The 26,388-nt window shown below is 37.9% G+C and carries 18 protein-coding genes; 4 read left to right on the top strand and 14 right to left on the bottom strand.

Annotated elements, in window-relative coordinates; all coding sequences use genetic code 11:
* Window positions 1-242 precede the first annotated feature (242 nt).
* Together QFZ28_RS04570 and QFZ28_RS04565 are read left to right on the top strand one after the other, a co-directional pair.
* Window positions 243-806 carry a transposase gene (locus tag QFZ28_RS04570; protein WP_307193557.1) on the top strand — a complete coding sequence of 188 codons (564 nt, stop codon included), beginning with the start codon at window positions 243-245 and terminating at the stop codon, window positions 804-806.
* Window positions 769-1,758: a transposase gene (locus QFZ28_RS04565; protein WP_307193556.1), complete on the top strand. Its 990-nt coding sequence runs from the start codon at window positions 769-771 to the stop codon at window positions 1,756-1,758. The genes QFZ28_RS04570 and QFZ28_RS04565 overlap by 38 nt, the downstream gene beginning before the upstream one ends.
* 506 nt (window positions 1,759-2,264) lie before the next feature.
* On the opposite strand, the gene QFZ28_RS04560 is transcribed toward QFZ28_RS04565, so the two are convergent.
* On the bottom strand, window positions 2,265-4,322 hold the full coding sequence (locus QFZ28_RS04560; RefSeq protein WP_307193555.1) for a catalase: 2,058 nt from the start codon (window positions 4,320-4,322) through the stop codon (window positions 2,265-2,267).
* Between the two features lie 579 nt (window positions 4,323-4,901).
* On the opposite strand from QFZ28_RS04560, the gene QFZ28_RS04555 reads away from it, so the two are divergent.
* Complete coding sequence (locus QFZ28_RS04555; RefSeq protein WP_307193554.1) at window positions 4,902-6,410, top strand: DNA/RNA non-specific endonuclease; 1,509 nt, start codon at window positions 4,902-4,904, stop codon at window positions 6,408-6,410.
* Window positions 6,411-6,723: 313 nt separating this feature from the next.
* On the opposite strand, the gene QFZ28_RS04550 is transcribed toward QFZ28_RS04555, so the two are convergent.
* The 12 genes from QFZ28_RS04550 to QFZ28_RS04495 all read right to left on the bottom strand — a co-directional run bounded on the left by QFZ28_RS04550 (window position 6,724) and on the right by QFZ28_RS04495 (window position 23,236).
* Window positions 6,724-9,261 (bottom strand): bifunctional diguanylate cyclase/phosphodiesterase, encoded by a 2,538-nt coding sequence (locus QFZ28_RS04550; RefSeq protein ID WP_307193553.1) that lies wholly within the window; start codon window positions 9,259-9,261, stop codon window positions 6,724-6,726.
* A gap of 20 nt (window positions 9,262-9,281) precedes the next feature.
* On the bottom strand, window positions 9,282-10,061 hold the full coding sequence (locus QFZ28_RS04545; protein ID WP_307196947.1) for a 6-carboxytetrahydropterin synthase: 780 nt from the start codon (window positions 10,059-10,061) through the stop codon (window positions 9,282-9,284).
* Between the two features lie 309 nt (window positions 10,062-10,370).
* Window positions 10,371-11,051, bottom strand: a complete 681-nt coding sequence (locus tag QFZ28_RS04540) for an SDR family oxidoreductase (RefSeq protein ID WP_307193552.1) — start codon at window positions 11,049-11,051, stop codon at window positions 10,371-10,373.
* A gap of 368 nt (window positions 11,052-11,419) precedes the next feature.
* Window positions 11,420-12,397 carry an alpha/beta hydrolase fold domain-containing protein gene (locus QFZ28_RS04535; protein ID WP_307193551.1) on the bottom strand — a complete coding sequence of 326 codons (978 nt, stop codon included), beginning with the start codon at window positions 12,395-12,397 and terminating at the stop codon, window positions 11,420-11,422.
* A gap of 215 nt (window positions 12,398-12,612) precedes the next feature.
* On the bottom strand, window positions 12,613-13,890 hold the full coding sequence (locus QFZ28_RS04530) for an SLC13 family permease (RefSeq protein WP_307193550.1): 1,278 nt from the start codon (window positions 13,888-13,890) through the stop codon (window positions 12,613-12,615).
* Window positions 13,891-14,048: 158 nt separating this feature from the next.
* Complete coding sequence (locus QFZ28_RS04525) at window positions 14,049-15,215, bottom strand: sialidase family protein (protein ID WP_307193549.1); 1,167 nt, start codon at window positions 15,213-15,215, stop codon at window positions 14,049-14,051.
* A gap of 282 nt (window positions 15,216-15,497) precedes the next feature.
* Window positions 15,498-16,511: a 4-hydroxythreonine-4-phosphate dehydrogenase PdxA gene (gene pdxA, locus QFZ28_RS04520; RefSeq protein WP_307193548.1), complete on the bottom strand. Its 1,014-nt coding sequence runs from the start codon at window positions 16,509-16,511 to the stop codon at window positions 15,498-15,500.
* A complete protein-coding gene (locus QFZ28_RS04515; RefSeq protein ID WP_307193547.1) occupies window positions 16,456-17,790 on the bottom strand; it encodes a four-carbon acid sugar kinase family protein in 1,335 nt (444 codons plus the stop codon). The genes pdxA and QFZ28_RS04515 overlap by 56 nt, the downstream gene beginning before the upstream one ends.
* A 9-nt stretch (window positions 17,791-17,799) precedes the next feature.
* Window positions 17,800-18,963 carry an iron-containing alcohol dehydrogenase gene (locus QFZ28_RS04510; protein ID WP_307193546.1) on the bottom strand — a complete coding sequence of 388 codons (1,164 nt, stop codon included), beginning with the start codon at window positions 18,961-18,963 and terminating at the stop codon, window positions 17,800-17,802.
* A 44-nt stretch (window positions 18,964-19,007) separates the two neighbouring features.
* Window positions 19,008-19,907 carry a 4-hydroxy-tetrahydrodipicolinate synthase gene (gene dapA / locus QFZ28_RS04505; protein ID WP_307193545.1) on the bottom strand — a complete coding sequence of 300 codons (900 nt, stop codon included), beginning with the start codon at window positions 19,905-19,907 and terminating at the stop codon, window positions 19,008-19,010.
* A gap of 163 nt (window positions 19,908-20,070) precedes the next feature.
* Window positions 20,071-21,834, bottom strand: a complete 1,764-nt coding sequence (locus tag QFZ28_RS04500) for a sigma-54-dependent Fis family transcriptional regulator (RefSeq protein ID WP_307193544.1) — start codon at window positions 21,832-21,834, stop codon at window positions 20,071-20,073.
* 856 nt (window positions 21,835-22,690) lie between these two features.
* Window positions 22,691-23,236, bottom strand: coding sequence for a hypothetical protein (locus QFZ28_RS04495; RefSeq protein WP_307193543.1), 546 nt, complete (start codon window positions 23,234-23,236; stop codon window positions 22,691-22,693).
* A 183-nt stretch (window positions 23,237-23,419) separates the two neighbouring features.
* On the opposite strand from QFZ28_RS04495, the gene QFZ28_RS04490 reads away from it, so the two are divergent.
* A complete protein-coding gene (locus QFZ28_RS04490; protein ID WP_307193542.1) occupies window positions 23,420-24,565 on the top strand; it encodes a YdcF family protein in 1,146 nt (381 codons plus the stop codon).
* A 520-nt stretch (window positions 24,566-25,085) separates the two neighbouring features.
* Here the strand turns inward: QFZ28_RS04490 and QFZ28_RS04485 are convergent.
* Entirely contained in the window at window positions 25,086-26,360 is a 1,275-nt protein-coding gene (locus QFZ28_RS04485; RefSeq protein WP_307193541.1) for an IS110 family transposase, read from the bottom strand.
* Between the last annotated feature and the right edge of the window lie 28 nt (window positions 26,361-26,388).

Genomic DNA, 26,388 nt, shown 5'->3' with positions numbered 1-26,388 from the left:
ATTCCGGTTAAATATAGAACGGAGCTCAATTAGGGGTAAATAAGCGGAGATATTCCGCTTATGCAAAGCAAAATCCCCTATTTTCCTATTTTTCGAGTCAATAGGCGGAATCTCGAGACTGTCGATTAACTCTTAAAAAATCTCCTTTTTCACATACTTTTTCTAAATTCTTAAAATTACTCATCACTACACTCCATATGTACGATAAAATTAAGATATATCTTATGTATGGAGTGATCGTGATGGACTATATTCAATATAAAACATTTGGTCAGTTAACCTTATCAGATTATGAAGTCTTCTCTTCGGTTCCTCCCCATCCTTTCTGGAACCGAGTGGACCAAGTGGTTGACTTTTCCTTTGCAGATAAACTCTGTGCGCCTTTGTATTCCCCCAAAGGACAACGTCCTTATGCCCCTTCCTTAAAATTAAAGGTTCATTTTGCGCAACGCTATCACAATTACTCTGATCGTGAAATGGAAGAGGCCATTCTTTATCATCTTCATTTAAAACGTTTTTTGGGAGTACCCGTAGCTTTTAACGGATTCGATCATAGTACCTTGGGGCTCGACCGAGATCGCATGGGTTCTGCCCTTTTTGATGCGTGTCATCACCATATTCTATCCCAAGCTTTGGAAAAAGGGCTATGGGGGAAAGATGATGATCGTTGGCTTATTGATTCCTTTCATACGTATGCCAACATTGCGAAGGTGGGGGCTTACCGTTTAATCCAGCAAGGAATCCTTCAAATTATTCAACACATCAAACGTGGTTCAACCTTTATTCTGGACATGGGAGAAAGCTAAACAGCAGCTTCGTTGTTTGGAGCTTCAAGCGACCCTCTATCAAATTTTACAAGAGAACACGAAACCGATGGTTTCGAATAAACCCGAAGGTGCCGAACAGGAACCACTCCACTACCAAGAATTATCGAAAAAAGAAAAACCACAAGATCGTATCCGAAGTGCCTATGATCCAGAAATCCGGAGTGGATACAAATCGAAATCCTTGAAGTTTACTGGAGATAAAATCCAAGTCTTAGAGTCAAGAATACACGGATTAATCTTGAATACTGAACCCATTCCAGGTAACGAATGGGACGGAGATCGTCTTGCCCCGATGGTGGAGGAAGTGATCAATCGTCACGGTATAGTACCGAAACAAGTCGTCGGTGATACGGCCTATGGCACAGGTGAAAATCGCAAGAAAATACAAGAGATGCAGATTTTACTGACCGCTCCTATACAAAAATATACAAACCCAACGGGATTGTTAGAAAACGATTGGTTTGTTTATGATGCAAAATTGGATGAGGTCACCTGTCCTCTAGGGTACTCGACTTCTAAAAAAGTGCGAAATAACCCGAATCAGGGGCATCAATTTAAATTCGATGCAAAAACTTGTAAAGCTTGCCCACTATATAAACTATGTACAACCAATGAAAATGGTCGAACCGTCTTTATCAGTGATTATTATGAAATCATGGAACAAGGAAAATCCTATAATCAAACCGGAGCTGGAAAGAGTGCATTAAGTGCTCGGTACGATGTGGAAAGAACGAATCATGAAGCTGCCAACCATCATGGACTCAGGAAACCAAGAACAAGAGGGAGGGAATCATTAAGGATCATATCCAAATTGACGGCCATGGTCATCAATTTGAAAATAATGGTAAAGAAATTAACTGAACCCATCCAGCCCTTTTATCGTTTTAAAAAATACGAGAATCGGATGAAGGCCCCCGTCTGCCCAAATTAGGGAAATTAGGACAAATAGAAGGCCTTAATAAGGGAAAAAACATAAAAATTAATAAAAGTTTGTGAAAAAATTCTATAAATTTCACAAATTATGTGAAATAAGATTAAGAAGTGGAAGAAACTACAACTTAATCGACAGTCTCATCTCTCCGTCTATTTATGCTAGTTTTAATGAGATTTTCTAATTAGGCGGAATTCTTCCGTCTATTTTTCAGATCGGGTACTTTGAACATGGGCAATAGTTCATTACATTTTTGCTCCTGGGTAAACTGAAAGAGGAAATTTTACAGTGCATACATTATGAAAAATAAACTACATAAGAGCGATGACGAATCCTTTAATCTTATTGACTTCAAATAAAATTCCATAAAAAAAAAGTAGAGTAGGCGCATGAAAAATTCATGCGCCTATCTCAATACGGGACGTGAGACTCTCATTTCACCCAGCACCCATTATTCAGCGGCGGGCTTAAAGATACAACCTCCTTAGTCTACACCGCTTTTTGGTTTAAACGATTTGGCGATCCCAGTGACGGTGAGCAGAAATAGATTTTACAAATTTCTCTGCAAACTCTCTCATATTATCTCCAATTAAAACGCCGGGACTGTTAATCAAATTCCCCGCTTGCAGCCATTTTTCGCCTTCGTGTGTGGCACCAATCGGCTTGAAGTGAGAGTATGCCTCGTTAATGAAATAGGCTGCGTTTTGGTTAAACTTCTTACATTCACTATTTCCACCAACCGCATAAATTGCATCAAATAATACGGAATCCGCCGTTAAAAAAGTATGGTTAACTTCCAGCTCTGTCCCATCAAAACCTTTGCATATTCCGAGTTTGTCGCTAATGATTTCAACTTGAATGCCTTCTGCTTTTAAGGCTTTTAATACTTCCAATACATCAGCACCGTTATAACCGTTGCTAATAATCACACCTACTTTACGTGTTTCCGGCCGTGTCTTTGTATTTATCTGGCTAAGTGCTGGAGATGATTTCATTACTTCTGATTCTGAGACTTCTCCTTGGGGCGGGGTTGCACCGATCCCATCCGCAATGGCCGTTGAGAGCTCTAAACTAACGCTAGCAAACATATCGACCACTTGCTGCTGCACATATTTATTCTTTACTTTTCCAAGCTCAAAACGGAACGCGTCAAGGATATGCGCTTTTTCAGTTTTACTCATACTGTTCCAAAACAATCTAGCTTGAGAGAAATGATCTTTAAAGCTTTCGCTGCGGCTTCGTACCTTTCTGCCTTCTATTTTTTCCTGATAATGAACATACCCACCTTCTTCTTCAGTTGCGGGAATTGGTGTATTTGCCGCTAGTGAATTATTATGGTAGCTAACTTGCCCTTTGTTAATGGTTTGACGTCCAAAGCCATCACGCTGATTATTATGGAACGGACAGACAGGTCGATTAATCGGCAGCTCATGAAAATTTGGTCCTCCAAGGCGAATTAATTGTGTATCTGTATAGGAAAATAAGCGGCCTTGAAGCAAAGGATCATTCGTGAAATCTATACCCGGTACAACATGACCTGGGTGAAATGCTGCTTGCTCCGTTTCAGCAAAAACATTATCGACATTACGATTCAATGTCATTTTCCCAATGATTTTTACCGGTACTACTTCTTCAGGCCATAATTTTGTCGGATCGAGTACATCGAAATCAAATTTAAATTCATCTTCCTCATCTATCATTTGGACACCTAATTCATACTCAGGAAAATTGCCGTTTTCAATTGATTCCCATAAATCACGGCGATGGAAATCAGGATCTTTACCTGAGATTTTTTGCGCTTCGTCCCACACTAGTGAATGAACGCCCAATATAGGCTTCCAGTGAAACTTTACAAAACGCGCTTTACCTTGATGATTAACAAATCGGAAGGTGTGAACGCCAAATCCTTCCATCATACGAAGGCTTCGTGGAATCGCACGGTCTGACATATGCCACATGATCATATGGGCAGTTTCCGGATTGTTCGCTACAAAGTCCCAAAATGTATCGTGAGCTGTTGAAGCTTGTGGAATCTCATTATGAGGCTCGGGTTTGAGAGCATGCACTAAATCTGGGAATTTAATGGCATCCTGAATAAAAAAAACCGGAATATTATTGCCAACTAGATCATAATTACCTTCTTTCGTATAAAATTTTGTCGCGAAACCACGGACATCTCTGACGGTATCAGCTGACCCCCGTGAGCCTGCTACAGTTGAAAATCGGACAAAAACAGGCGTTTTAACAGATGGATCCTGCAAAAAATTTGCCTTTGTATACTCTTTCATCGACTCATAAACTTCAAACTCACCATGGGCAGCGAAGCCGCGTGCATGCACAACACGCTCTGGAATACGCTCATGATCAAAGTGCGTCATCTTTTCGCGAAAATGAAAATCCTCCATTAAAGTCGGACCACGTTCACCTGCTTTTAAGGAAAACTCATCCTCCGAAACCTTTAACCCCTGATTGGTCGTCATTTGCTTGCCTTCGTCATTAACCCGGAACTGCTCCAGCTGCTCATTTTTACTGTTTTCATTCACTTTCTTCCCCTTGTCGTTCATTATCGTTCCTCCCTATAGGTATTTATTATGTAAAAACATTACAGTATTCCGTACCCTAGTAAGAGTTAGATTAAACTTGTTTTTGCAAATATCTGTCACTATGATTCTCGAAAAATCTCGTTTCACAAGACAAGATAGTAAGATGAATGAAAAAGGAAGCTTTACAGTGGATTAGCTCTCCCTTTGTTGCCAGGCATGGTTTTAGTTGTCTCCTCCCCATTGTCAAAAAGCCATAAGAACCGTCCCCAAAATACAAATTTACTGAAAATTAACACTTTTAGAAAAACCTTTATGATATTGTAAATTTTATCAAGGTATTCACAGTACATAACTGTGCACGAGGAGTAAGTTGTGTTAGTGGAAAAGAAAATATACAAGGAGGTGCCCAAGATCTATTTAGGATATTTAAACTTAGACCTGTAGCTGGGGATTAAGTGCTATTTTTTTAATATCAACCTTATTTCAAAGAAAATATACCGGCTATTTCCTCATCACTTTTACCTTGTGTTCAATCTTTTCTTGCCTATCTATTTTTCTACTAATTTGATTTTCTTAAAACCAATAGGAGGTTATCGCTATATGTCTGAAAACGGTTCTGTACCAAATGCAAATTTATCAAAAAGGGGCAAAGAAAGCATAATGAAAAAGGTAGCCATTCTTGTTTCAACGTGCCTCGTGTTTTTAGGTGCGATAACGAATGTAAATATTTCACCCGTACAAGCTGCTGTAGGGACGAATGTGGTAATCAGTGAAGTTTATGGTGGCGGGGGCAATAGTGGCTCTTCCTATAAAAATGATTATATTGAACTCTACAATCCTACAAATTCTAGTGTTAGCTTGTCTGGATGGTCTGTTCAATATGCCTCTTCAACGGGCTCGTTCAATAACATTACTAATTTAACAGGCAGTATTGGGCCACAACAATACTATTTAATTAAACAGGCTAGCGGCGGCGGCGGAACGGTTAATTTACCGACTGCTAATGTGACTGGTACCATTAACTTAAGTGCAACCAGTGGTAAAGTTGCATTAGCAAAAGTCACGACAGCGGTAACGGGGTCAACTAGTTCTAATGTTGTCGATTTTGTAGGCTACGGTTCTGCCAATAATTCAGAAACTTCTCCAGTTGGTTCTCTATCTGCTACTACAAGTGCAGAACGTAAAGACAATAACGGTGGAACCGTTCAGGGCCAAGGTAATGGCTGGGACACGAACAATAATTCAATGGACTTAGTGATTACAAGCAGCTTGGCCCCTCAGAATTCATCATCACCAGCTGAACCTACAACAGAAACTGACCCTGGGACAGATCCTGGAACAGGGACAGGTGTTGAGGATGATCATATAGGACTAGGGAATCCAAGTGGGGCTACTGCCGTTACAACCAACTCCAATAATTATCTGATGGCTAAGCTGCAATATACACTATCGTATAACAATAGCAAACACATACCTAACTGGGTTAGCTGGCATTTAGATTCATCTGATATTGGTAATACTCCGCGTCAGGATGACTTCCGTGCGGATACCACATTACCGTCGGGATGGTATCAAGTTACGGCTAGTGAATTTTCAGGAAGCGGATTTGACAGAGGGCACATGACTCCTTCTGGCGACCGTACATCTTCCGTAGAGGCCAATTCAGCAACATTTCTGATGACCAATATTATCCCTCAAGCTCCAAATAACAACCAAATCACATGGGAAAACTTAGAATCCTATTCACGTAAACTGGTTTCAGCTGGTAACGAATTGTATATTATTTCCGGTGGTTACGGCAGTGGGGGAACCGGGGTAAATGGATATAGAACGACTGTAGGGAATGGAGTTGTCGTTCCGGCAAAAGTGTGGAAGGTTATCGTTGTATTGCCTAAAGGAAATAATGATATTAGCCGTGTATCCACTGCAACTAGAGTAATCGCTGTAATGGTACCGAATGATCAAACAGCTTCCAGTCAACCTTGGGGCAACTACAGGGTAAGTGTTGACTCTATTGAATCGATGACTGGTTATGATTTCCTATCTTCAATTTCGACAAGCATCCAAAGCAGCATCGAAGCCAAAGTTGATAGTGGTGCTACCAACTAAGCCCCGTCGAGGATTCTTCTGGCTTTTATTCCCCTAACCTGCAGATAATTAGAGTGCCAATTGGGATAGCAATGATCAACAAATAAATCCAAAAAGCTGTCTAAAAGATGGTTTTCAAAATGATTTTTTGGGCAGCTTTATTCTTAAAGATTTTTCCTGTCACCATAACGATTACAACGGCAAAAAATCAGGAAACTTTATAGATTCCTGATTTCTTAAAATAGGGTTTACTTATGAAGTTAACTAGATACATTTCTAGTGATTATACAAGATGCCAAAAAACTAACAATAAAAGCAAATTTGTTCCCTCACTTCAATCTAAAGTAAAGCTTGCTGCCACTTCATTCAAACTGCTATATAATTCTTCAATCTCCCTTGCCGGCAAAGGTTTACTAAAATAATAGCCTTGTACTTCATCACATAAATGCTGCTTCAAAAATAGAATTTGGTCAACGGTCTCTACACCTTCAGCGATAACATTTAGGTTAAGATATTTGGCCATCGTAATAATCGTACTAATAATTCCCGAATTATCTAAATCATTTATAAATGACCTGTCAATCTTCAATGTATCAATTGTAAATTCCTTTAAATAGCTAAGGGATGAATAGCCAGTACCAAAATCATCAATAGAAATCTTGACCCCTATCTGCTTTAAATCTTTTAGTTTTGAAATAACATAATCAGCATTATACATAGCAATACTTTCTGTAATTTCTATTTCTAAAAATTGCGGGTCTAAATCGATTTCTTGTAATATTTGTTCAATCACTTTCACTAGTAAATGTTGGTGGAATTGAATAGCTGATAAATTTACCGAAACTCTCATGTTAGGCATAATTGTTTCCTGCCATTTTTTATTTTGTATGCATGCTTCCCTAATGACCCATTCTCCTATTGGGATAATTAAATTTGATTCCTCTGCTAATGGAATAAATTCATCAGGTGAAATTGAACCTAGCTCTGGGTGATTCCAACGAAGCAATGCTTCCATACCAATCACCTTACCACTTTTTAAACTGACTTGAGGCTGATAATATAGTTCAAGCTCCCCGCGCTGTAAAGCATAGTGTAAATCCTTTTCAAGCTGTGCTCTTTTAAGAGCAGCAGTCTTCATATCTGATGTAAAGAATTCATACGTATTTTTTCCTTTTTCTTTTGCCCGATATAGCGCAATATCTGCACTCTTTATGAGTGATTCTATATCCGTCCCATCCTGAGGATACATACTTATACCAATACTCGGTGTGATAAAGATTTCATTTCCCTCTAATGTAAAAGGCTGCCCAAGGATTTCAATGATCCGCTCTACCGCTTTAACTGTCTGACTATAGTCTGTATCAAATAAAACAAGGATAAATTCATCTCCACCAAAACGAGTAACGCTATCATTGGATTCAAAATGCCCATCCAATCTTTTTGCTACTTCTTTAAGTAACTGGTCTCCTATTGTATGCCCAAATAAATCATTTACCGGCTTAAAACGGTCTAAATCTAAAAATAGAGTAGCTAATTTTTTATTATCCCTTTTTGATTCTTCAATCTTAAGGTTAAATAACTCATGAAGTCCGTTTCTGTTTGGTAATTGAGTAAGTGCGTCATAATAAGCTAAATATTTTATTTCCTCATTTTTATCCTTTAATTGCTTCGTATAGGAAGCAAGGCTATCAGACATAGTGTTGACTCGTTCTGCTAAAACACCCAATTCATCTTTTCGATTAAGGGCGATACGGACACCAAAATTCCCGTCCGAAATCTCATCTACACACCTCAAAATCTTATTTAACGGCCTTACAATATAACCTGCCAAAAAGTAACTTCCGAAAAACACCATAAATAGCAATAAAATGGAAATTACCATATTATTAATCAATTGTTTATTTAATATATTCTGAATAACATTATAATCGGTTACTAAACCAGTAACATACGGATTTTCCGCTTGGATAGGAACAAAATTTTTAATCACTTTCTTACCATTTATTGTAGCAACATAGCTTACAGATTTACCTGTTTCGTATGCCTTAACGACACTCTCTATATCTTTCTCTAAAGATTCAAATGAGTTTTTTCCGAAAAATAATGGCCTATTCCGTAATTCGATAAACCTTTCTCCATTTTGATTTGTATAAATAGCCTCTTTGCCAAATGTTTTGGGATTAAAACCAGTAATATCTAATATCATATTGCTTTCAGCCAATATCTTATTAACTATGGAGCTGGAACTAGTGGTTTCAATGAATTTTTGGTACAATTGGTCGTCTTTAATATACGGGTTAATAATATAATCTGTTGTCCCATCGTAATAATAGCCCCACTTATCAATCGAACCTGGATCTGAAGTAGACACATCGAACGGACCCGCCCAATAGTTAGGAAGCTTTTGCCCCTCTTTAATCGTAACCTGCTGGTTGTTTAGTAATTGTTGAAATGCTTCAAACCAGTATCCCCATTCTTTGGTACTTAATTCAATTTGAGTCGGATCAGAAGATTTCTTCCCTACGATATCATCACCAACCTGTTGAAAAAGGGTAATATGGGAAACACCTAATTGTTGACTTAATTCTACTAGCTCCTCGTTACTAATATTTTCTAACTTGGGGTCTAGATTGCTTTTAGCATATATGGCCGCGTAACGGAGTTTTTCTCCAATTAAGTCCTCAATATATTTTGAACCAATATCAGCTTGCTCAATTGAAATTTTTACCTCGTTTGCTAATAAATCCATTTGATGTTTTTGGTCGTTTTCCAAAAGATCCTTTGTAAAAAAATAATTTAGTGCGCTACTTACAATAAGAATGATGGAGACAACTGAAGAAAAAATAATCGAAAGCTTTGATTTAATCGACAAAAGAATCTCTCCCAGGATGTTTATTCATGATCGTGCCCATAATATTCAAAATAATTTTTATCAGTTTCCCAAATTCCTATTTTATATAAACCTGAAATTTCATCTTTTAAAAGATCCCAGATGACATAAAGCAGCATTTCAGAAGTAGGGTTTTTATTTTCAAACATCTCTAAGTCAGCATTGATATGTTTATGATCAAATAAATTGACCACACGCTCTTTTACAATATCCTCAAAACTCTTATAATGGATCACCGCTCCTGTCTTTGGGTCAGGTCTTCCTTTTACAGTAACCTCCAACTTATAATTATGTCCGTGGCCATAAAGGTTGTTGCACTTGCCAAATAGTTCAATATTTTCTTCCTGATTTAAAAAATTACTATGTAAACGATGTGCGCTGCTAAAATGGAAAAGCTTTGTTACATATACATTCATCTTATCGTTCCCTCCTATTTCTCCGTATATAAAAGGTGTCTGTTGAATCTTTATTTTATCCAATTCTGCATCGATAAAAAGCCCTTCTAACTCATTCCAAAAATAGATTAATAGATTTTCTAGCGAAGGTTTGTTTTCCCTAAAAAACTCCAACTCATCTAATAGATTTCCATCTATGTTTTGCATAACGGTTTGAATCATCTCATCAATATGAACAATATTAACAACAATCCCTGTTTTTTGATTTAAATTCCCCTTTACGGTAATATCCAATTTATAATCATATCCCATTGTTCGCTCCGAGACAGCTGGTGAAGAATCAAGCAAATGGACAGCTCCAAAAAAAATGGTTCTGGTTAAATGCATCACTTTTAAAAATCCCCTTTCTTTATTATAGGCTCTGTTAAAACTGAATGTTGATTTTACTATGTTTGGAAAATAAACGGAGAATTTCCGTTTAAATTGGGAAATACCCATATTTCCTTAAAAATAAGCGGAGTTTTTCCGCTTATTGTATCCAAATCCTTGGAATTTGTCTTATTTAAAGCAGTTAACCGGAATATCTCCGCTTATATCTGCTTCTTAAGGTTCCTCTATATACATTAGCCGGAAATTCTCCGCCTATGAATTTTCAACCCTACTCGAAAATCAACAATGAATAATAACGGAGCCTTATTATAAAATCCCTTTTGGTGGAGTTAAAGTAAGTTCATCGATCCGAACATGGAGTGGAGTTTCAGCTATAAAAGAAACAACGCGAGCCACATCCTCAACCCTCAACATATCCTCTTTAGAAAATCCCTCTAGCTCTTTCCAAATATCCGTATAAGTAGCACCAAGATGTATATTTGTTACACCAATTGAATATTTAGACCACTCTTCCGCTAACACCTCTCCAAAGCCTTTCATTGCCATTTTTGATGAAGCATATATGGAATTATAAGGGAGGGCCCTTTTAGTCGCAATTGAGGATATTTGAATAATTCGTCCGCCCCTTACTTGAAGCATTGGAAACACTTCTTGGGTGATTCCCATTGTTCCGATAATATTTGTTTTAATCACTTCTTCCCATTTATTTTTGTCTAAATCTTCAAATGGGCCGAAAAGTCCAATCCCAGCATTATTGATTAATAGGTCTAATCTCCCTTGTTCTTTGCTTATCTGATTAATCACACTTTTATAATCCATCTCGGATGTAATATCCATTCGTATAGGTATGATATTTTCATGCTTAAAATTTTTATTAGGAGTTCTAGATGTCGCATATGTGATAAAGCCATCTTGGGCAAGCTTTTCACAAATGGCTTGTCCAATTCCTTTTAACCCGCCAGTAACTAACGCAATTCTCATCTCCATTTTAGTTCCTCCCTGAATAAATCGGGTGTAAAGAATATATTTAGTACAATAAGCCTATTTTATCATTTCATCAATTATACTAAAAATTATAAAGAACTGCCTCTATTAAAAAGTACTTTTACCTGTTTCTTGTAAAAGTCTTTCGATAATAAATTACCTTTTAAACGGACTGGAAATTCTCTGGATGTTGCCCGGCACCCGGTGCACCCATATAACAATAAAAAGGCTGTTGATTTTATGCAACAGCCTTAAAAGTTAATATTTTAGTCTAATTCCAATGCATTCAGGCCCAAGGTTTACTGCAGCCATCAGGGTACAGCGAATGCAAACTTACCTAAAACCATATCGCAGTAGTATATATATTTTTCTTACAGTCTGTTTTTTAAGAACTGATATGCCATTTGATCAGCTTCAATTCCCATCGTTGGGCCATGATTAGCCTGGGAAGACGATAAATACATCGCGTCCGCATTAGAAGACACTAGGGCTTTGTAAAGACTCTCGCTTTGATCAATAGGCACGAGAGGGTCCTTGCCACCGTGCAAAATCATCATTGGTGGACAATCGGCACTTACATATGTAATAGGACTACATTTTTTTGCTAGTTCTATATACTTCCAATCTGGGTCACCCGTATCGCTGCTTTCTAGCAATTGATTCAAATCTAATAACGATTTTCCAGGTTCAGTATATCCAAGAATTTGGGTTATCACATTATCCATGGATTTGCCAGCATTATCGACTTCTGTTCCAGACAGACTCTTTATTGCTTCATTCGCGTCGTTCCTGAGGAGTGCGACTAGGTCGGTTGGAGCATAAAAAATTGTGGCTGCCTTTACCGCGCTCGTATATTCTAGGTTACCGCCGACATCGCCTTCCATTTCACTGCAATTTGCGCTCATTGCGACCATTGCGGCTAGATGCCCACCAGCAGAATTTCCTAACACTCCAATCCGTTCGGGATCGATATGAAACTTTTCTGAATTTACTTTCAAAAACCGCACTACTCCCTTGCAGTCATGGATACACGCTGGGAAAACAGACTGACTAGCCAAGCGATAGGATGGAGATACAACAGTAAATCCTTGCTCTACCAATCTTATAAGTTCCCGGCAATATACTGCTTTTTGAGTAACCTGCTTGTATTCTCCATACATCCATCCCCCTCCGAAATAGTAAATAATGCATGGGCCTGGCGTTTTCTGGTTAAGATCTTGATAGATATCCATTTTCAGAGTGTATGGCTCCCCATTATCCAGGGTTACCTCCGCAAAGGGAACATCTTCGTAGCGCGGCGGGCGCCCCGGTGGACATAAAGGTTTTACTTTAGGTAGTTGTTGTTCCATACAATTTTCCTCCCTTATAAAAAGTAAGAATAAAGAGACCTTTGCCATCTAATTAGGCAAAGGTCTGGCTAAGCATAGTTATATGCCAACAAAGCCGATGGAGTAATCCATGTAATAACGACTTTGTTTCAGGTTATACCTGACGCTATTCCCCAGTCTCTGTAGTAATTCTGCAGCTCGACCCACTTAATCCAACTGCCTCTTCTATCACTTTATCAGCTTACAGGGAACATAATAATAGCACCTATACATAGCGCAAAAATACGGATCAGGTACATAGGTACTGCGAACAACCAGAACTGTGGTAGCTTATATTTACCCATGCCTAAAATCATTGCAGGCATACCATCGACCGGCATGTACCCGCCGTTCCATCCAGCTATTACAACTGCAGTTGCGGCTGCAACAGGATTTAATCCCAAACTCAAGCTGGTTGCAATAGCAATTGGTGCAAAGATGAATACAGAACCCATACTTGAACCAGTAAAAGTAGCACAGGTACTAGTTAGTAGTGCGAAAATGAAGATAAGAATGAATGGATTGATATTTGTACCCAATGAATCCGCTACAACCTCTCCGATCATAGCCGTAAATCCTGAATTAGCCAGAGCGTCAGCAACACCGATAACACCAGCCATCATAAGGATTACAGGTGCACCCATATTATCTCGAACTTCCCTGAAGTCAAGTACGTTGATGATTAACAAGAATGCCCCTGCAAGGCCAGGGATTACATAGGCAGCATTGCCCAACACGCTCATCAGCATCATACCAACAACACTGAGGATAAATGCAGTGATGGTGCAGTATTCTTTCCAAGCAGGCATTACCTCAACCGCAGCCGCCACCTCATCAAATTCAGATGCTTCCGAAATTGGATGGTCCGGTAGAAGACGATAAGCAGCCAAACTCCATGCCAAGAAACCAAGAGCCAGGATGAAATTGACTACAGCAAATTTCGACATAGAAAGCCCGGCGGTATAACCTGCCGTCTCCAGTACGCTGACAGTCACACCATAGAAGAGTGCTACATTGAAAGGAAGCAACGGGTGGTTAGTAGCAAACCCCAAAGGCATCATCAGTTTGGACGTAGGCATTTTTTTATTGTAAGGGATAGTAGATATCAATGATAGAATCAGTACATAATAACCAGTGGCACCGGCACCTGGAAAACTGGCACCAAACATAACTACCACGAGCAAAAGAGCATAGCTCTTATAACCGCCCTTCTTTACCAAAGCGAGCATAGAGGACTGAACCTTACCAATCAAGCTAGTCCTCATTAATCCCGCCATAACAACCATAAAGCCAGCGATCATGATAACGCTTGGGTTCACGAAGCCTGCAAAAGCCTCCTGAACGGTGGATAGACCGGTTACTACTAGCAGAAGGCAGGCCAGGATTGGTGGTGCGCCAAAGGCAAATTTATCTGACATGATCATTACAATCATCAAGGTCAAGATACCAAGGGCAAGAATCATTTCCAATGTCATTTTTTGTTTCTCCTCTCATAAATGATGACACTTTGCTATCATATTGTAGACTGTCAAGGTCTCTTAGTGAGCCTGAGTCATTTATTGTGTAAGATTCTGTCTAAAGCCCGTTTTTTATGAATGAGACTATGGAATATAATTATGTGATAACTTATTATCTAACTAATTTCTCCAGATGTAGGATTGTAAACCCCTTCATTTTCGCGCTTTTCACCATATATATCTTCAACTGAGAAACTATTATATTTAACACATATTCTATTCTTATATGCGTATACTAAATGTAAAAGTCCTTGGGCGTCTTGATAAATAGTAGGATATTCAAATTGTGAATTATTGGTTTTATTTTCTGTTCCAATAAAACCTTCTGCGTGTTCAATAATTCGACCGATTGGCCAAGTATTTCCGCCATCTTCAGACACTGAAACCACTACCGGGTTTCTTAATCCAGGCCATGCTACTTTACCTTTTTCAGGATTATTAGCAGAGTTTGCATTATATGCAATAGCAATTGCACCGTTATCCAGTTTGATTGCACTTATACTTGAATTATTATTTGGTAATGTTGTTGGCTCAGGTACTGTCCAAGAATCTCCATAATCTGTTGACTCACTTCTATAAATATAATCCGCAAATCTACTTCTCATAAATGCCACTAGATGGCCATCTTCTAATTCAACAACATTGGCATGTACTCGTCCGTTACTTTCAGGCATGCGTACTTCTTTCCATGTTAGACCTTCATCATCTGATACTTGAAATACTGTTGGATCGTTTGTAAGACCTAATTCTGAATCTTCACATACCCACGTGCTAAATATCCATCTACCATTACTTAATACTTGAATAGTTTGTCGAGCAAATGTACCAGGCTGGCTAAATAATACTTCTGGTTCAGTCCAATTTTCACCATTGTCATATGTTTTCTGATATTTAATAATGGACGTAAACTGCATATTATCTTTATCTGGTCGCCGGCCTTCCTGAGAAGTATAGATTAACCATACTGATTTATCAGGTGCATGGAAAAATGATGGGTTTTGCTCACTGCGCGTATCATCCTTGGAGATAATTTTCGGTTCATTCCACTCCCCCGATTCATGATTAAATTTTGATAATACAATTGAAATATCGGGACTGCCTTCAAATGAACCTGCAAACCATGCACATAATAAATCTCCATCTTCTAACTTAATAATCGATGGTGCATGTGCAGTTGGAAAAGGACCAGACGGAATTAAAGAAAAATCAATATTTGTATAAGCATCATGATATAATTTACCGTTTGGAATTGACTCGTTAATTACTAATTTATTATTACTCATACTAATCAACCTAATCACCTTATCTTTCTAATTAAATTTCTATCGTAATTACCGCTTTATATATTTATCTCCAATAAGTAAGGGGTTACATTTTTCATATAAGCTATTCTTTTGAAAAGCTTTGATTGAGATTTCAGGTCCAATACCCATGGCCTGTGTTTTCTGGGGGAACTTAAAATTATCCCTACGTGCTAAATGTCCGAATGACCTAGAATCAATTCACATTACACGAGGAAATTTTTCTTTAAGCCCCCTGAAAACTGTTTTTGCATAATGGATTTCCTAATTCTTAATTGAAACTTCTTTTGGAGACAAATCAGCAGCAGATTGGATGGCTGCAAGCATACTTCTTTCATCAGCTATATTTTTTCCGGCAATATCAAATGCAGTACCATGATCTACAGAGGTACGAATAACACCACCATTTAAACCAACCGTGATATTAACACCCTCTTCCAAACCTAATACCTTTATTGGCACATGGCCTTGATCATGATAACAGGCAACGATCAGATCGAAATCACCACGAACCGCTCGGAAAAACACGGTGTCTGCAGGGTGTGGACCGCTTACATTTATTCCTTCAGCAATTGCTTGCTCAATTCCCGGAACTAGTTTTTCTTCCTCTTCCCCTTCTCCAAACAAGCCATTTTCACCCGCATGTGGATTAATTCCGCAAACTGCGATTCTTGGATTTGTATAGCCCGCACGTGTTAATGTTTCGTGGGCAAGCTTCACCACTTTATACGTCCGTTCTGGCGTAATAGACTGAATCGCTTTAATCAAGCCAACATGTGTGGTCAAATGAATGACCTTTAATTTGGGTGAAGATAACATCATTGAATAATCCACCGTTTCCGTTAATTCTGCAAGAATTTCGGTATGTCCCGGATATAGATGTCCTCCCTTGTGAAGGGCTTCTTTATTTAATGGCGCGGTACAGATCGATTGAATCTCCCCATTCTTCGCCAGTTCAACAGCTGTCTTCAAATATTGAAAGGCAGCATCTCCCGCTTGTGGTGATAATTCTCCAAAAGGCAGGTCGGCTGGCAGTAAACCCAGATCGATACAATCAATTCTGCCAAATTCAAATTTGCTTTCAGTGACAGATGCAACCGTTGCAACGGTTAATGGTGATTGAGTGATACGAATGGCTCTTTCTATCATTTTCGCATCACCGATTACAACTGGTCTGCATATCTCGTAAACAGCTGAATGGCCCAAGGCTTTCACGATGATTTCAGGACCCACTCCTGCGGCGTCGCCCATGGTAATCCCTATAATCGGCTTCATCATATTCCCTCCCATGAAGTTTATAAACGGCTTTCAACATGACTTCCTTTGAGCCAAAGTTCCCAGCCTTAGTAACTATTAATAACTCTTTGTCTGTGGATACCCGACCAAGCGGGATACCTGATTCTACTTCGTCCAGTACAATAAATTCATTCGCATTTAATTGAAGGAAAACTTGCTGAGCAGTATCTCCTCCAGTTAAAAATAGATACTTTAAATCATGAACACGAATTATTTCTGCCGCCAATTCACCTAATACCATTGAAATGATATTACTGATTTTAACAGCATCATATCCTAGTTGCTCTCCCATTTTACGAGTTTCAATCACATTATTCGAAGAGTATAAAACTACATTTTTCCCTTGCAAAATGGCCTCTTTAGCCCCAGACAGGATTCGCATTAATTCCATTGCCTTTAAGTCTTCGTCCTGTAAAACTTTTGCCGAATCCATCTCCAGTCCAACAGTATCCGAATAGTTCAAAAGATGTTGCAACTGGGACCTCCCTGTTTCACTCACACTGCCAACAACTAAGAGAACAGGTTCATGATGAATAGGCAAAGGAAGCGTTTTTTGGACTTGTTTCATCCCGTAGATCTCCGGTAAATAATTCATTAAACCGGCAGAACCCACCCAAACAACTGAGAAATCGGTCTGGTGAATCAACTCCACTAACTTTTCCAAATCCGACTCTTGAACAGAATCAACCGTAATGTAAGAGATCTGATCGTTTTTACAGGAAACCAGTTTGTCCATGATTGTACCATATCCTTGATGAATCTCTTCGAATGTAATATGCTCTACCTTCCGCTTCGATTGATTCTCTATTAATCTTTTAATCTCTGAATCCCTGACAGGTGTTTTTGGATCCTTTGCAACCTCGGTATTCTCCAATTTAACGTGATTCAGATAATGAATCCCATTGATGACTTTACGCCCATTCACCGGAAAGGCAGGGGCAATAATCACGAAATCCGGGGAAAAAGAATCATAGATAGCATTGATTTCCTCCCCAATATTCCCTCTCATGGTCGAATCAATCTTTTTATAGACCAAGTCAACTGGTCCTGATTTTATCGTGTCACAAACCTTTTTCACTCTTTCGTAAGCCTCAAACCCGGTAACAGAGCGACTGTCTGTATTGTAAATAACTGCGTCAAAGTCATTATTATTTTTAGAATGTTCCTGCACCACAACGGACACCTTTAAACCAAAACGGACTAGCTGCCCTCCACAATCACTTGCCCCCGTTAAATCATCCGAAATGACTGATATTCTCATAATCTTGTATTATAGCAGCTGGCGATAAATCGCTTCTATATCTGCTAAACCTAATTTTTTCGGATTATTATTTAATAAACGGGTGACTTGTGAGGCTGACACAGAAATTTCCGGCAATTCTTCTTCTTTAACACCATAGTTTTTAAGATCTTGAGGGATTTCCAACACATCGGTCCACTCAATGATTTTTTCCACAACTTTTTCTGCCAATTGGCTATTGGAAAGACCTTGAGCACTGATTCCCATCGGTTCAGCAACTAAAGCCAATCGGTCCGTTATCGCATCCATATTGTATTTCATTACATGTGGAAGGAGCATAGAATTTGCCACACCATGAGGAATTTTATATTTTCCTCCTAAAGGATAGGCTAGAGCATGGACTGCCGCTGTTCCTGCACTTGTTAATGCCATCCCGCCGTACATAGATCCTACCAACATTTTTTCTCTTGCCTCGATTGATTCTCCATTTTGATACGCTTCCACAATGCTAGAAGAAATTAACCGAATCGACTCTAACGCAAACATATCACTGATCGGATTTGCCTTTGTTGAAATAAAGGATTCTAAAGAATGAGTAAAAGCATCCATCCCTGTTGCAGCCGTGATTGGCTTAGGTAATTTTATCGTGAGAACCGGATCAAGAATAACAAGGGTTGGCAGTAAGTACTTACTTACAATCCCAATCTTTAATTCTTGGTCCGGAAGGGTGACAATCGCATTTGGAGTAACCTCTGCACCGGTTCCGGAAGTGGTTGGAATCAAAATCGTTGGAACCCCTGGATTCGCCACAAGGTCAGTTCCCAAAAGCTGCTCAACCGAAGCATCGTTTGTTCTTAACACGGAGAGAATTTTTGTCGTATCAAGAACACTTCCCCCGCCAATACCAATCAATACATCATACTTCTTACTTGCGGTTGCTTCAAATACTTGTTCAATGTTTTCTAATGTTGGTTCTGGCAGAATGTTCGTATTCGTATCAACTGAAATTCCTTTTTCTTCCAATTGGCTAGCGATTTGTTCAACAAAGCCCAAGTCCACCATCGGCGGCTGTGTAATGATCAGCGCTGATGTTACTTCCACTCCCAGTAAACTCAATTTTTCTCCAAGCAACTGGAGTGAGTTTGGTCCTGCTACAATATTCTGTGCGGTTTGAAATTGATAAATCGTTTGCATTTCCATCCACCTTTCTAATTCCGTTATGTTGTGATTAACTATCGTTATTTAACAATCGATACTTTTTGTTGTTTATACAATTCCACCATTTCTGCGACCTTTACTAGCGCATCTCCTGTTACCTCAGATACAGGCATTTTTGGCGGTCCTACTGGAACACTATAAAGTTCTACCGCTTTCTTTAATACAGAAGGCAAGGTGCCGTATTTAAATGCGTCACGAAGAGGCAGTAATTTTTCCTGATATTCCTCCGCGGCTTCTATATTTCCCTCTAAAAATTTGTTGTAAATTGCAACTACAACATCCGGAACCATATTGGCTGTCGCAGCAACTGCTCCTTTTCCACCAGCCTTTAAGGTTTGGAGAATCAAAGAATCTGAACCGGCAAAAACGGAAAAATCTTCATCCTTTGTTGCATGGATGTAATTCTCAATGTTAGCAAAGTTGCCACTGCTATCTTTAATTCCCACAATATTTGGCACTTTAGCTAGTCGTACAACGGTTTCAGGCTCAAGATTAACCCCTGTTCTAGCCGGGATATTGTATAAAAGAACTGGCAGGGAAATACTCTCCGCTACCTTTTCGAAATGAACCGCCATTTCCTCTTGTGATGTCGGTATAAAGAACGGAGTAATTAAGGATAAAGCATCCGCGCCCAGCTGCTCCATTTTTTGGGATAAATCAATTGTTTCCTCTGTGCTAATACCACCCGTACCCACTATTACAGGTACTCTTCCATTTACTTCCTCGATGACAATCCTGGCAACTTCTAATTTTTCTTCGGTATTCAATAGGTGAAATTCCCCGTTTGTTCCAAGAATGAAGAGTCCATGTACACCTGAATCAATCAAATGGTTTGTTAATTGTCTTGTAACAGATTTGTTGACCTTTTGTTCCATCGTTAATGGAGTCAACATAGCTGGAATGATTCCTTTAAGTTCCATATCCTTACACCTTTCTATATTAAATGTTTATTTTTTAAACAGTTATAATACCGCTTACATGTTGAATTATAGATTATTATGTTTATTTTTACAACTACTATATTCAATAAAATTATAAAAACACCAAAACTGTTTAATTTTGAAACAATTTTGGTGTTTTTATCTACAGTTCCTTTAATTTTCTCCATAAAGTGGTTCGGTTAATCCCTAGCCTTTCAGCCGTTTTGGTTTGATTCATGCCTTCTTCCAGCCAAACCTGCTTGATGATTCTCTGTTCGATTTCCTCTAGAGTACCCGTAAGAACCAGCTGAGCCATTTCGGTTTCCTTTACCTTTGTTTTTAAAATATAATTGATATCTTCTTTTTCAATAAAAGGTCCATTTGCTAACAGCACGGTTTCATTTATCACTTGTTTCAATTGGGTTATGTTTCCCGGCCAGCTATAATTCTCTAACTCCCCAATGGCTTCATTCCGAATCCCGGCAATTTGTTTCCCGTATTTTGTATTAGATTCATTAATAAAAATACGAGCGATATGATCAATATCTTCTTTTCGCTTTGATAACGGCGGAAGACTTAAGGTCAATTGGGCCAGCAGATAATACAAATCATATAAAAAGGCACCACTTTCAATCATGGTTAAAATATTCTCACTTGATGATGCAATAATGCGGGACTTTGGATTATTCTTTATGAGATAGGACATCAATTCCTTCTGATTGGATAAGGCAATGGAATCGATATTTTTGAGAAAAATAGTTCCTTTATCATTAGAGGCAAGCAGGCCTTCTTCTTCACTCAACAACAAGTTCCACTGTTCTGCCGTTAAAAGAGAACAATTAATTGTCATTAGGGGAAAGGAGCGATTGGAACTGCGATAATGGATATACTGAGCTAATTTTTCCTTCCCTGTTCCTTTTTCGCCGCTGATCCAGATCGATTCTTTCTTTTCACTATATTGTTCGGCTGATTGTATAACCATTTTCATCTCGTTACTTTTTATAAAAGAAGATTTGATCGGGCTGGAATTCATCAGTGAAGAAATAATGTTTATACTATCAGAAAGCCTTTTTTGATTGGATTCCACTCTTTTTAATCGAAACAAAACTAGTGATATTTCAAATCCTTGTAATTTGGTCCCCTTTACCTTCCAAAAGACGTTGTTGTTTTCAATTAAAGATGTATATTCGCCTTTTGAAATAACTTCTGTCACTGCCTCTTCGATTTTGATTGAAGCCTTAAAGGTTTTATTTAATTGTTCAGAGAAACATGTATTGGAGTAGACACTATTGAATGTTGTGTCAAACACCACAAAGCCTTCTTCTTCTTCTTGAAGAATTTGTTGCGCAATCGATAATTTTCTTCTAAGTATGGAAAAATAATTGTGCATTTTTTTAGCATTTTGAAAAGCCTTTAGGAGGCTTTCTTTTCCCGAAGTAATTAATACTCCATTTAATCCAAGGTTTTCTGCTTCCTTCACGGTAATTGCATCACCAATAATGACTTCATATCCCTTTTCAAGCAACTGCTTTAAAGTTGGTTTTACTTCCTCCTCCTTTGAAATAACATAAGGGGAAATATCAATTTCAAGTAGCTGACAAACGGTTGCTGCTCCTTCCGATATTGGTGGAAAACCGACAATCGCGGCCTTACCAGGATAGTCTCTTACAAGAGTTAACACTCGGAGCATATCATATCCGGAAACTTCAATTTCAATAACAGGAATGGATACTTTCTTTTGGATGAGTTCTGCAGTTCCCCCACGGCTAATAATAATATCGAACCCCTGATCTACTGCACGACTGGCGAGCTCAACTCCTTTTTCTAAATCTCCAACCTCCACATGTATCTCAAAATCTTGATCACGTCCTAATTCTATGATTAATTCTTTTAACCCATCATAGGGGGCAATCGCCAAAACCTTCATTTAACATCACCTTCTGTTGCATTATTAAACAATCTTTATCTTTACTATACCAAAAATAAATCAAACTGTTTATTTATTAAATATTTTAGCAAATCACACGGCAAATAAAAAATACCTTTGATCTATAAGATCAAAGGTCAAAGTTGAACTTAGTGGTCTAGGCTAAGTCCATTATAGGAGGTCTAAACTCAGAAGAATTTAAACTTATTATTATAGTAACATAGATTGAATTTTTATTCAATATGGTAAATATTTATGCAAGCGCTTTTTTAGTGGCTTTTCCGTCCATGGGTAAAATTCGGTGTCTTTCACTACAACATACGATAAACACCCTCCTTTTGCCCAGAAGTCTTCACCATTTCTATAGAATCTCTTTTCGACAATTTCCTTTCCAATATTGAGGATAAAACTCATATTTTACAGCATTTAAGGCTATTCTAATCAAACGTTTAATTAACTTGGATTCAACTAATTAATCGTTTGATTAAATCGTGGATAAGCCCTCTTATCAAACGAACTATTGCCTGCTTTCAAGAAAATTAATTGTCGTATAAAGGATTGGACCTTCCGGAATTTCCTTCAAAATTGACAAAAGAAACTAGTAAAATACACACCCTGACAAACTTCTTCTATTTGATATACCACTTAGACGTTTGATTAGACATGCCGCAAACCATTCTGAAAAAAGAACTTTTACCTATTTTCGGATAAAAATCTTGTCGATGATAAATCCCCAATGGTTCCAATGGGTTAATAAATTTAGAATAGGATTGGAATTCTAAGCATCTCTAATTGCAAGAATTCCAAACCTATTATTGGATTGAATAAAACTCTCAGGGGACCACAAGAACCGTCCCTACGGACTCCTTTTGTGATGAACTTTCTTTTTTAATTCAAGAATGTATTGAATCCCATATAACAAAGGAGCTTTGTAAAAGAAATATAGGAAAAGTTGAAAATTATTTAATCGAACTAATTTGGCAACCTTTAACTTTTCCATTAACGTTACTAAAATAAAAGCAAAGAAAGCATTAACAGTGGCATTAAGAAGCATAAACTGTTTAAAATTCCCATATGTCCATTTTAATATCCACATTGAACCTACCAAGAACGGGCCAATATTAAAAGGGAACTCCCCAAATAAGTATGATTTTGGTTTATTATAAAAAATCCACCACTTACGTCTTTTCCCAATTTGTACATTAATACCTTCTATAAGTACAATAATTAATGCAGCGGGAAGAAACCTTCTTATGTTGTGAAACCTTAAAAAAGGGATTGTTAACCATGCTAGTAAGACCATAGCAACATTAACTATTCTTTGAATTTTTATTGGCATAGTATCATCCTTCTTCCAAAGCAAGCTAGCACATTTCTTGTTACCATATCCAATTAAAAACATTTATATGTGTAGTTTCTTAATCAAAACTGCCTATTTCTTCAAACTTAAATTTATTATTGGCTTTTTTTACAAAACATTTACCCTATATTCACATTAGTTATACAAATTAATGTTATTTTAGAATAGTTAAGACATCTGATAAACCCTAAAAATAGTGGGTTTTACGGAAATGAGGAGGACATCATGAAAAACTTAAAAAAGAAACTAGGTTTAGCACTTGCTGTTACTTTGTCTACTGTTACCTTTGCAACAGCGTATTCAACAACGGCAGAACCAACAACTGCTGCAACATCTGAAAATGTTAATGAAAACACTATAAGAAATGATGAACCTACATCTGATAGAATCAATCAATTTAAAGATATCGCTATGTACTATTACTGGCATGGCGGGGATATTCAACAAGCAGAGAAAGACATATTTAAGGGAATCACACTTAAGGGAAAATATGATGTGGTTGAAAATGCATTTAAAGAAGCAACACTACTAGATCCTTATGATCTTGATTTGAAACTTTCACTTGCTTCAACACAAATCATTCAGAAAAAAACACCAGAAGCTTTACAGACATATAAGCAGATTTTAAATTTAGATCCAAATCATTTCAATGCAAATCTGCTGTACGGCGTTTACTCAAAAGTAAATGGTGACAATTCTTCCTATAAAAGCTCGATTTCAAACTTAAAACAAATCGATGCTAAAAAAACGAACGAATATCTTCAAAAATTAGAAACGACAGAAACGATTTTAGATGAAAATTTAAATACTTCAGCTCCAGCTGATTTACCACAAAAAGATCATGCAATTGTAATTCTTGGATATGCACTTGCCGAAGATGGATCAATGAGAGAGCCGCTTATTGAACGCTTAAAAGCAGGACTTGCCATTGCAAAACAATATCCAAATTCAAAGATTATAGTAACGGGCGGAGTTCCTAAACAAGGAATTACAGAAGCTGATGCAATGAGTAATTGGCTGATTTCTCAAGGAATTGAAAAAGATAGAATTATTCTCGAAAATAAGTCAACAGACACTGTTGAAAATGGCCTTTTCTCAACCGCCATTCTGGATAAAGAGGGAATAAAGGATGTGACGCTTGTTACAAGTGCAAGCCACATGAGAAGAGCATTAACTGTATTTAAAGAAGCAAGCGATTTTTACAATAAAATGAATGGTAACAACATCGACAGAAACTTCACAAATGTAGTTTATTTAGATTATCCATCCTTAGAGGAAGCACACAAAGTATCTAAAGATGAAATTCTTGTTATCTACCGCGACCTAATTAGAACTTCTGGAATCTGGCAATATCCTGGGCTTCAAAGATAAACCAAAAGTTCCTTTAAACATTCTTATAAGAAGTGATCCCTTCTGTGTAGACACAGGAGGGATTATTTATCTTTAACCAAAGTAAGGTAATACTTCTTCTATTGAACTCCCTCAGTTTGATACGAATATCTCTCGAATGCTCACTTATTCGCAGGATTTCATAACCCTTGTTATTGGATTTCCGGGTAATTGAAATGAGATCAGATCATTTTGGCTTCGTGAAGGCATAGTTAAATAAAGGAGTCAGCTACCACTCCATATTTTACCATATAATGTACATCTCCACGCCGCCCCTGGAGGCTTTCCCTCCCATGTCTCAACGGGTCAATTGCCCTATCATTCCTTCGTCATGCCTATCCAAGGGGTGGAGGCCAGTTATGCTAAACTGATGGGTCACAGTGCCCTTTTGTTCAATAAACCTGGTACTCCGTACATATTTGAAATCCTACGAATAAGACAACATTCAAAATAAAGTTTTACTATTTTAAACCATACATTATATATAACTTATGTTTTATTTCTATGCTGCTAAAGGGATTAATACATGGACTTTATTTGGACAGTAAGTCTCGTTTCGTCGTGCTATACCTACAAAAATCCTCGCAAGTTTACCTATCAGTTTCATTATTGACTTCATTTTCTTTATCTTCTTTACTTTCACATTATGGGAATGGACGGCTTTAAACTCAGGGTTATTCATCACAAGGCTCATAGTTGCTAAGTAGAGGAAGCGTCGTAGTCTTGACCTTCCACGCTTTGAAATAACAATCTGACCTTTCCATTTGCCTGAACTTGCTTCAGCTAGATGTAATCCCGCATGACGTAATAGAGAGTTTCCGTGAGAGAATCCACTTAAATCTCCTGACTCACCTAGTATCCCAGCTAATGAAATTTCACTTATTCCTTTAATCAAAAGTAGTTTTTTTGCAAATGGTATTTTATTGAGAACTTCTTTAACTTGTTGTTCAACTCTTTCGAGTTGTTTTACAGCGAGGTCATATTCTTCTAATAATTGTTCTAGATGGAATTTATAAGCATCGAGTGCTTGTCCAGTTCCAATAGAAGATTTTGCAAGATTGATCAGTAATTGAGCTTTTTTAGACCCTGGTTGTCTTTTCATTAATGACTTCCACCCCCTCATGACATCTAATGGCTCCATTGAAGATATTTCCTCTGGAGTTGGAAATAAGCGAAGGGTTGCGATAGCTCCTTTGCACGAAACATCTTTAAACACTTGTCGCAGCTCTGGGAAGACAACATCTACCCATCGATTTATTTGATTAATAGACATTACGAGACGTTTAACAATCACATCACGATTAGACATTAGAACTCTAAGCTTCTCAAATGATTCTGATGATGGACGAATAAAGGAATAGTAGCCGTTTTTGACCATATCCGCGATAACGAGCGCATCTTTTTTATCACTCTTAGATTGGGTATTATCACGATTCTCTTTATTCCTTTTTACTAAGTGGGGATTGACTGTTACAACCTCAATGTTTTGGTTATATAACCATTTTGAAAGGTTAATCCAGTAATGGCCTGTAGGCTCCATACCTACTATTGCGGCATCTAAGCTTTTTAATCTTTTTAAATCATGAATCCAGTTTAATAGTTTAAGGAACCCCTCTTCATTATTTTCAAATGTAATAGGGTCTCCAACTACAATTCCACGGAAGTTAACTGCTCTTGCAACGTGTAATTGTTGAGCGATATCAACACCAACAATAAGATGTGTATCGGAAATTCTTTCAATTAGTTGATTTTGTTTGTCTTGCATTTTAAAATTCATAGTAGGACTCCTCCTTAAGAATATGAGT

The organism is Neobacillus niacini, from assembly GCF_030817695.1.
GTDB lineage: Bacteria > Bacillota > Bacilli > Bacillales > Cytobacillaceae > Neobacillus > Neobacillus niacini_F.
Note: the sequence above shows the minus strand (reverse complement) of the source record. Positions and strands in the feature narration are given on the sequence as shown.

What these genes read in the sequence shown, in the direction of transcription:
- QFZ28_RS04570 (WP_307193557.1), top strand. Translation starts at nt 243, where the DNA reads ATGGACTATATTCAATATAAAACATTTGGTCAGTTAACCTTATCAGAT.
- QFZ28_RS04560 (WP_307193555.1), bottom strand. Translation starts at nt 4,322, where the DNA reads ATGAACGACAAGGGGAAGAAAGTGAATGAAAACAGTAAAAATGAGCAG.
- QFZ28_RS04555 (WP_307193554.1), top strand. Translation starts at nt 4,902, where the DNA reads ATGTCTGAAAACGGTTCTGTACCAAATGCAAATTTATCAAAAAGGGGC.
- QFZ28_RS04545 (WP_307196947.1), bottom strand. Translation starts at nt 10,061, where the DNA reads ATGCATTTAACCAGAACCATTTTTTTTGGAGCTGTCCATTTGCTTGAT.
- QFZ28_RS04540 (WP_307193552.1), bottom strand. Translation starts at nt 11,051, where the DNA reads ATGGAGATGAGAATTGCGTTAGTTACTGGCGGGTTAAAAGGAATTGGA.
- QFZ28_RS04535 (WP_307193551.1), bottom strand. Translation starts at nt 12,397, where the DNA reads ATGGAACAACAACTACCTAAAGTAAAACCTTTATGTCCACCGGGGCGC.
- QFZ28_RS04530 (WP_307193550.1), bottom strand. Translation starts at nt 13,890, where the DNA reads ATGACATTGGAAATGATTCTTGCCCTTGGTATCTTGACCTTGATGATT.
- QFZ28_RS04525 (WP_307193549.1), bottom strand. Translation starts at nt 15,215, where the DNA reads ATGAGTAATAATAAATTAGTAATTAACGAGTCAATTCCAAACGGTAAA.
- pdxA (WP_307193548.1), bottom strand. Translation starts at nt 16,511, where the DNA reads ATGATGAAGCCGATTATAGGGATTACCATGGGCGACGCCGCAGGAGTG.
- QFZ28_RS04515 (WP_307193547.1), bottom strand. Translation starts at nt 17,790, where the DNA reads ATGAGAATATCAGTCATTTCGGATGATTTAACGGGGGCAAGTGATTGT.
- QFZ28_RS04510 (WP_307193546.1), bottom strand. Translation starts at nt 18,963, where the DNA reads ATGCAAACGATTTATCAATTTCAAACCGCACAGAATATTGTAGCAGGA.
- dapA (WP_307193545.1), bottom strand. Translation starts at nt 19,907, where the DNA reads ATGGAACTTAAAGGAATCATTCCAGCTATGTTGACTCCATTAACGATG.
- QFZ28_RS04500 (WP_307193544.1), bottom strand. Translation starts at nt 21,834, where the DNA reads ATGAAGGTTTTGGCGATTGCCCCCTATGATGGGTTAAAAGAATTAATC.
- QFZ28_RS04495 (WP_307193543.1), bottom strand. Translation starts at nt 23,236, where the DNA reads ATGTTTTTAATTGGATATGGTAACAAGAAATGTGCTAGCTTGCTTTGG.
- QFZ28_RS04490 (WP_307193542.1), top strand. Translation starts at nt 23,420, where the DNA reads ATGAAAAACTTAAAAAAGAAACTAGGTTTAGCACTTGCTGTTACTTTG.
- QFZ28_RS04485 (WP_307193541.1), bottom strand. Translation starts at nt 26,360, where the DNA reads ATGAATTTTAAAATGCAAGACAAACAAAATCAACTAATTGAAAGAATT.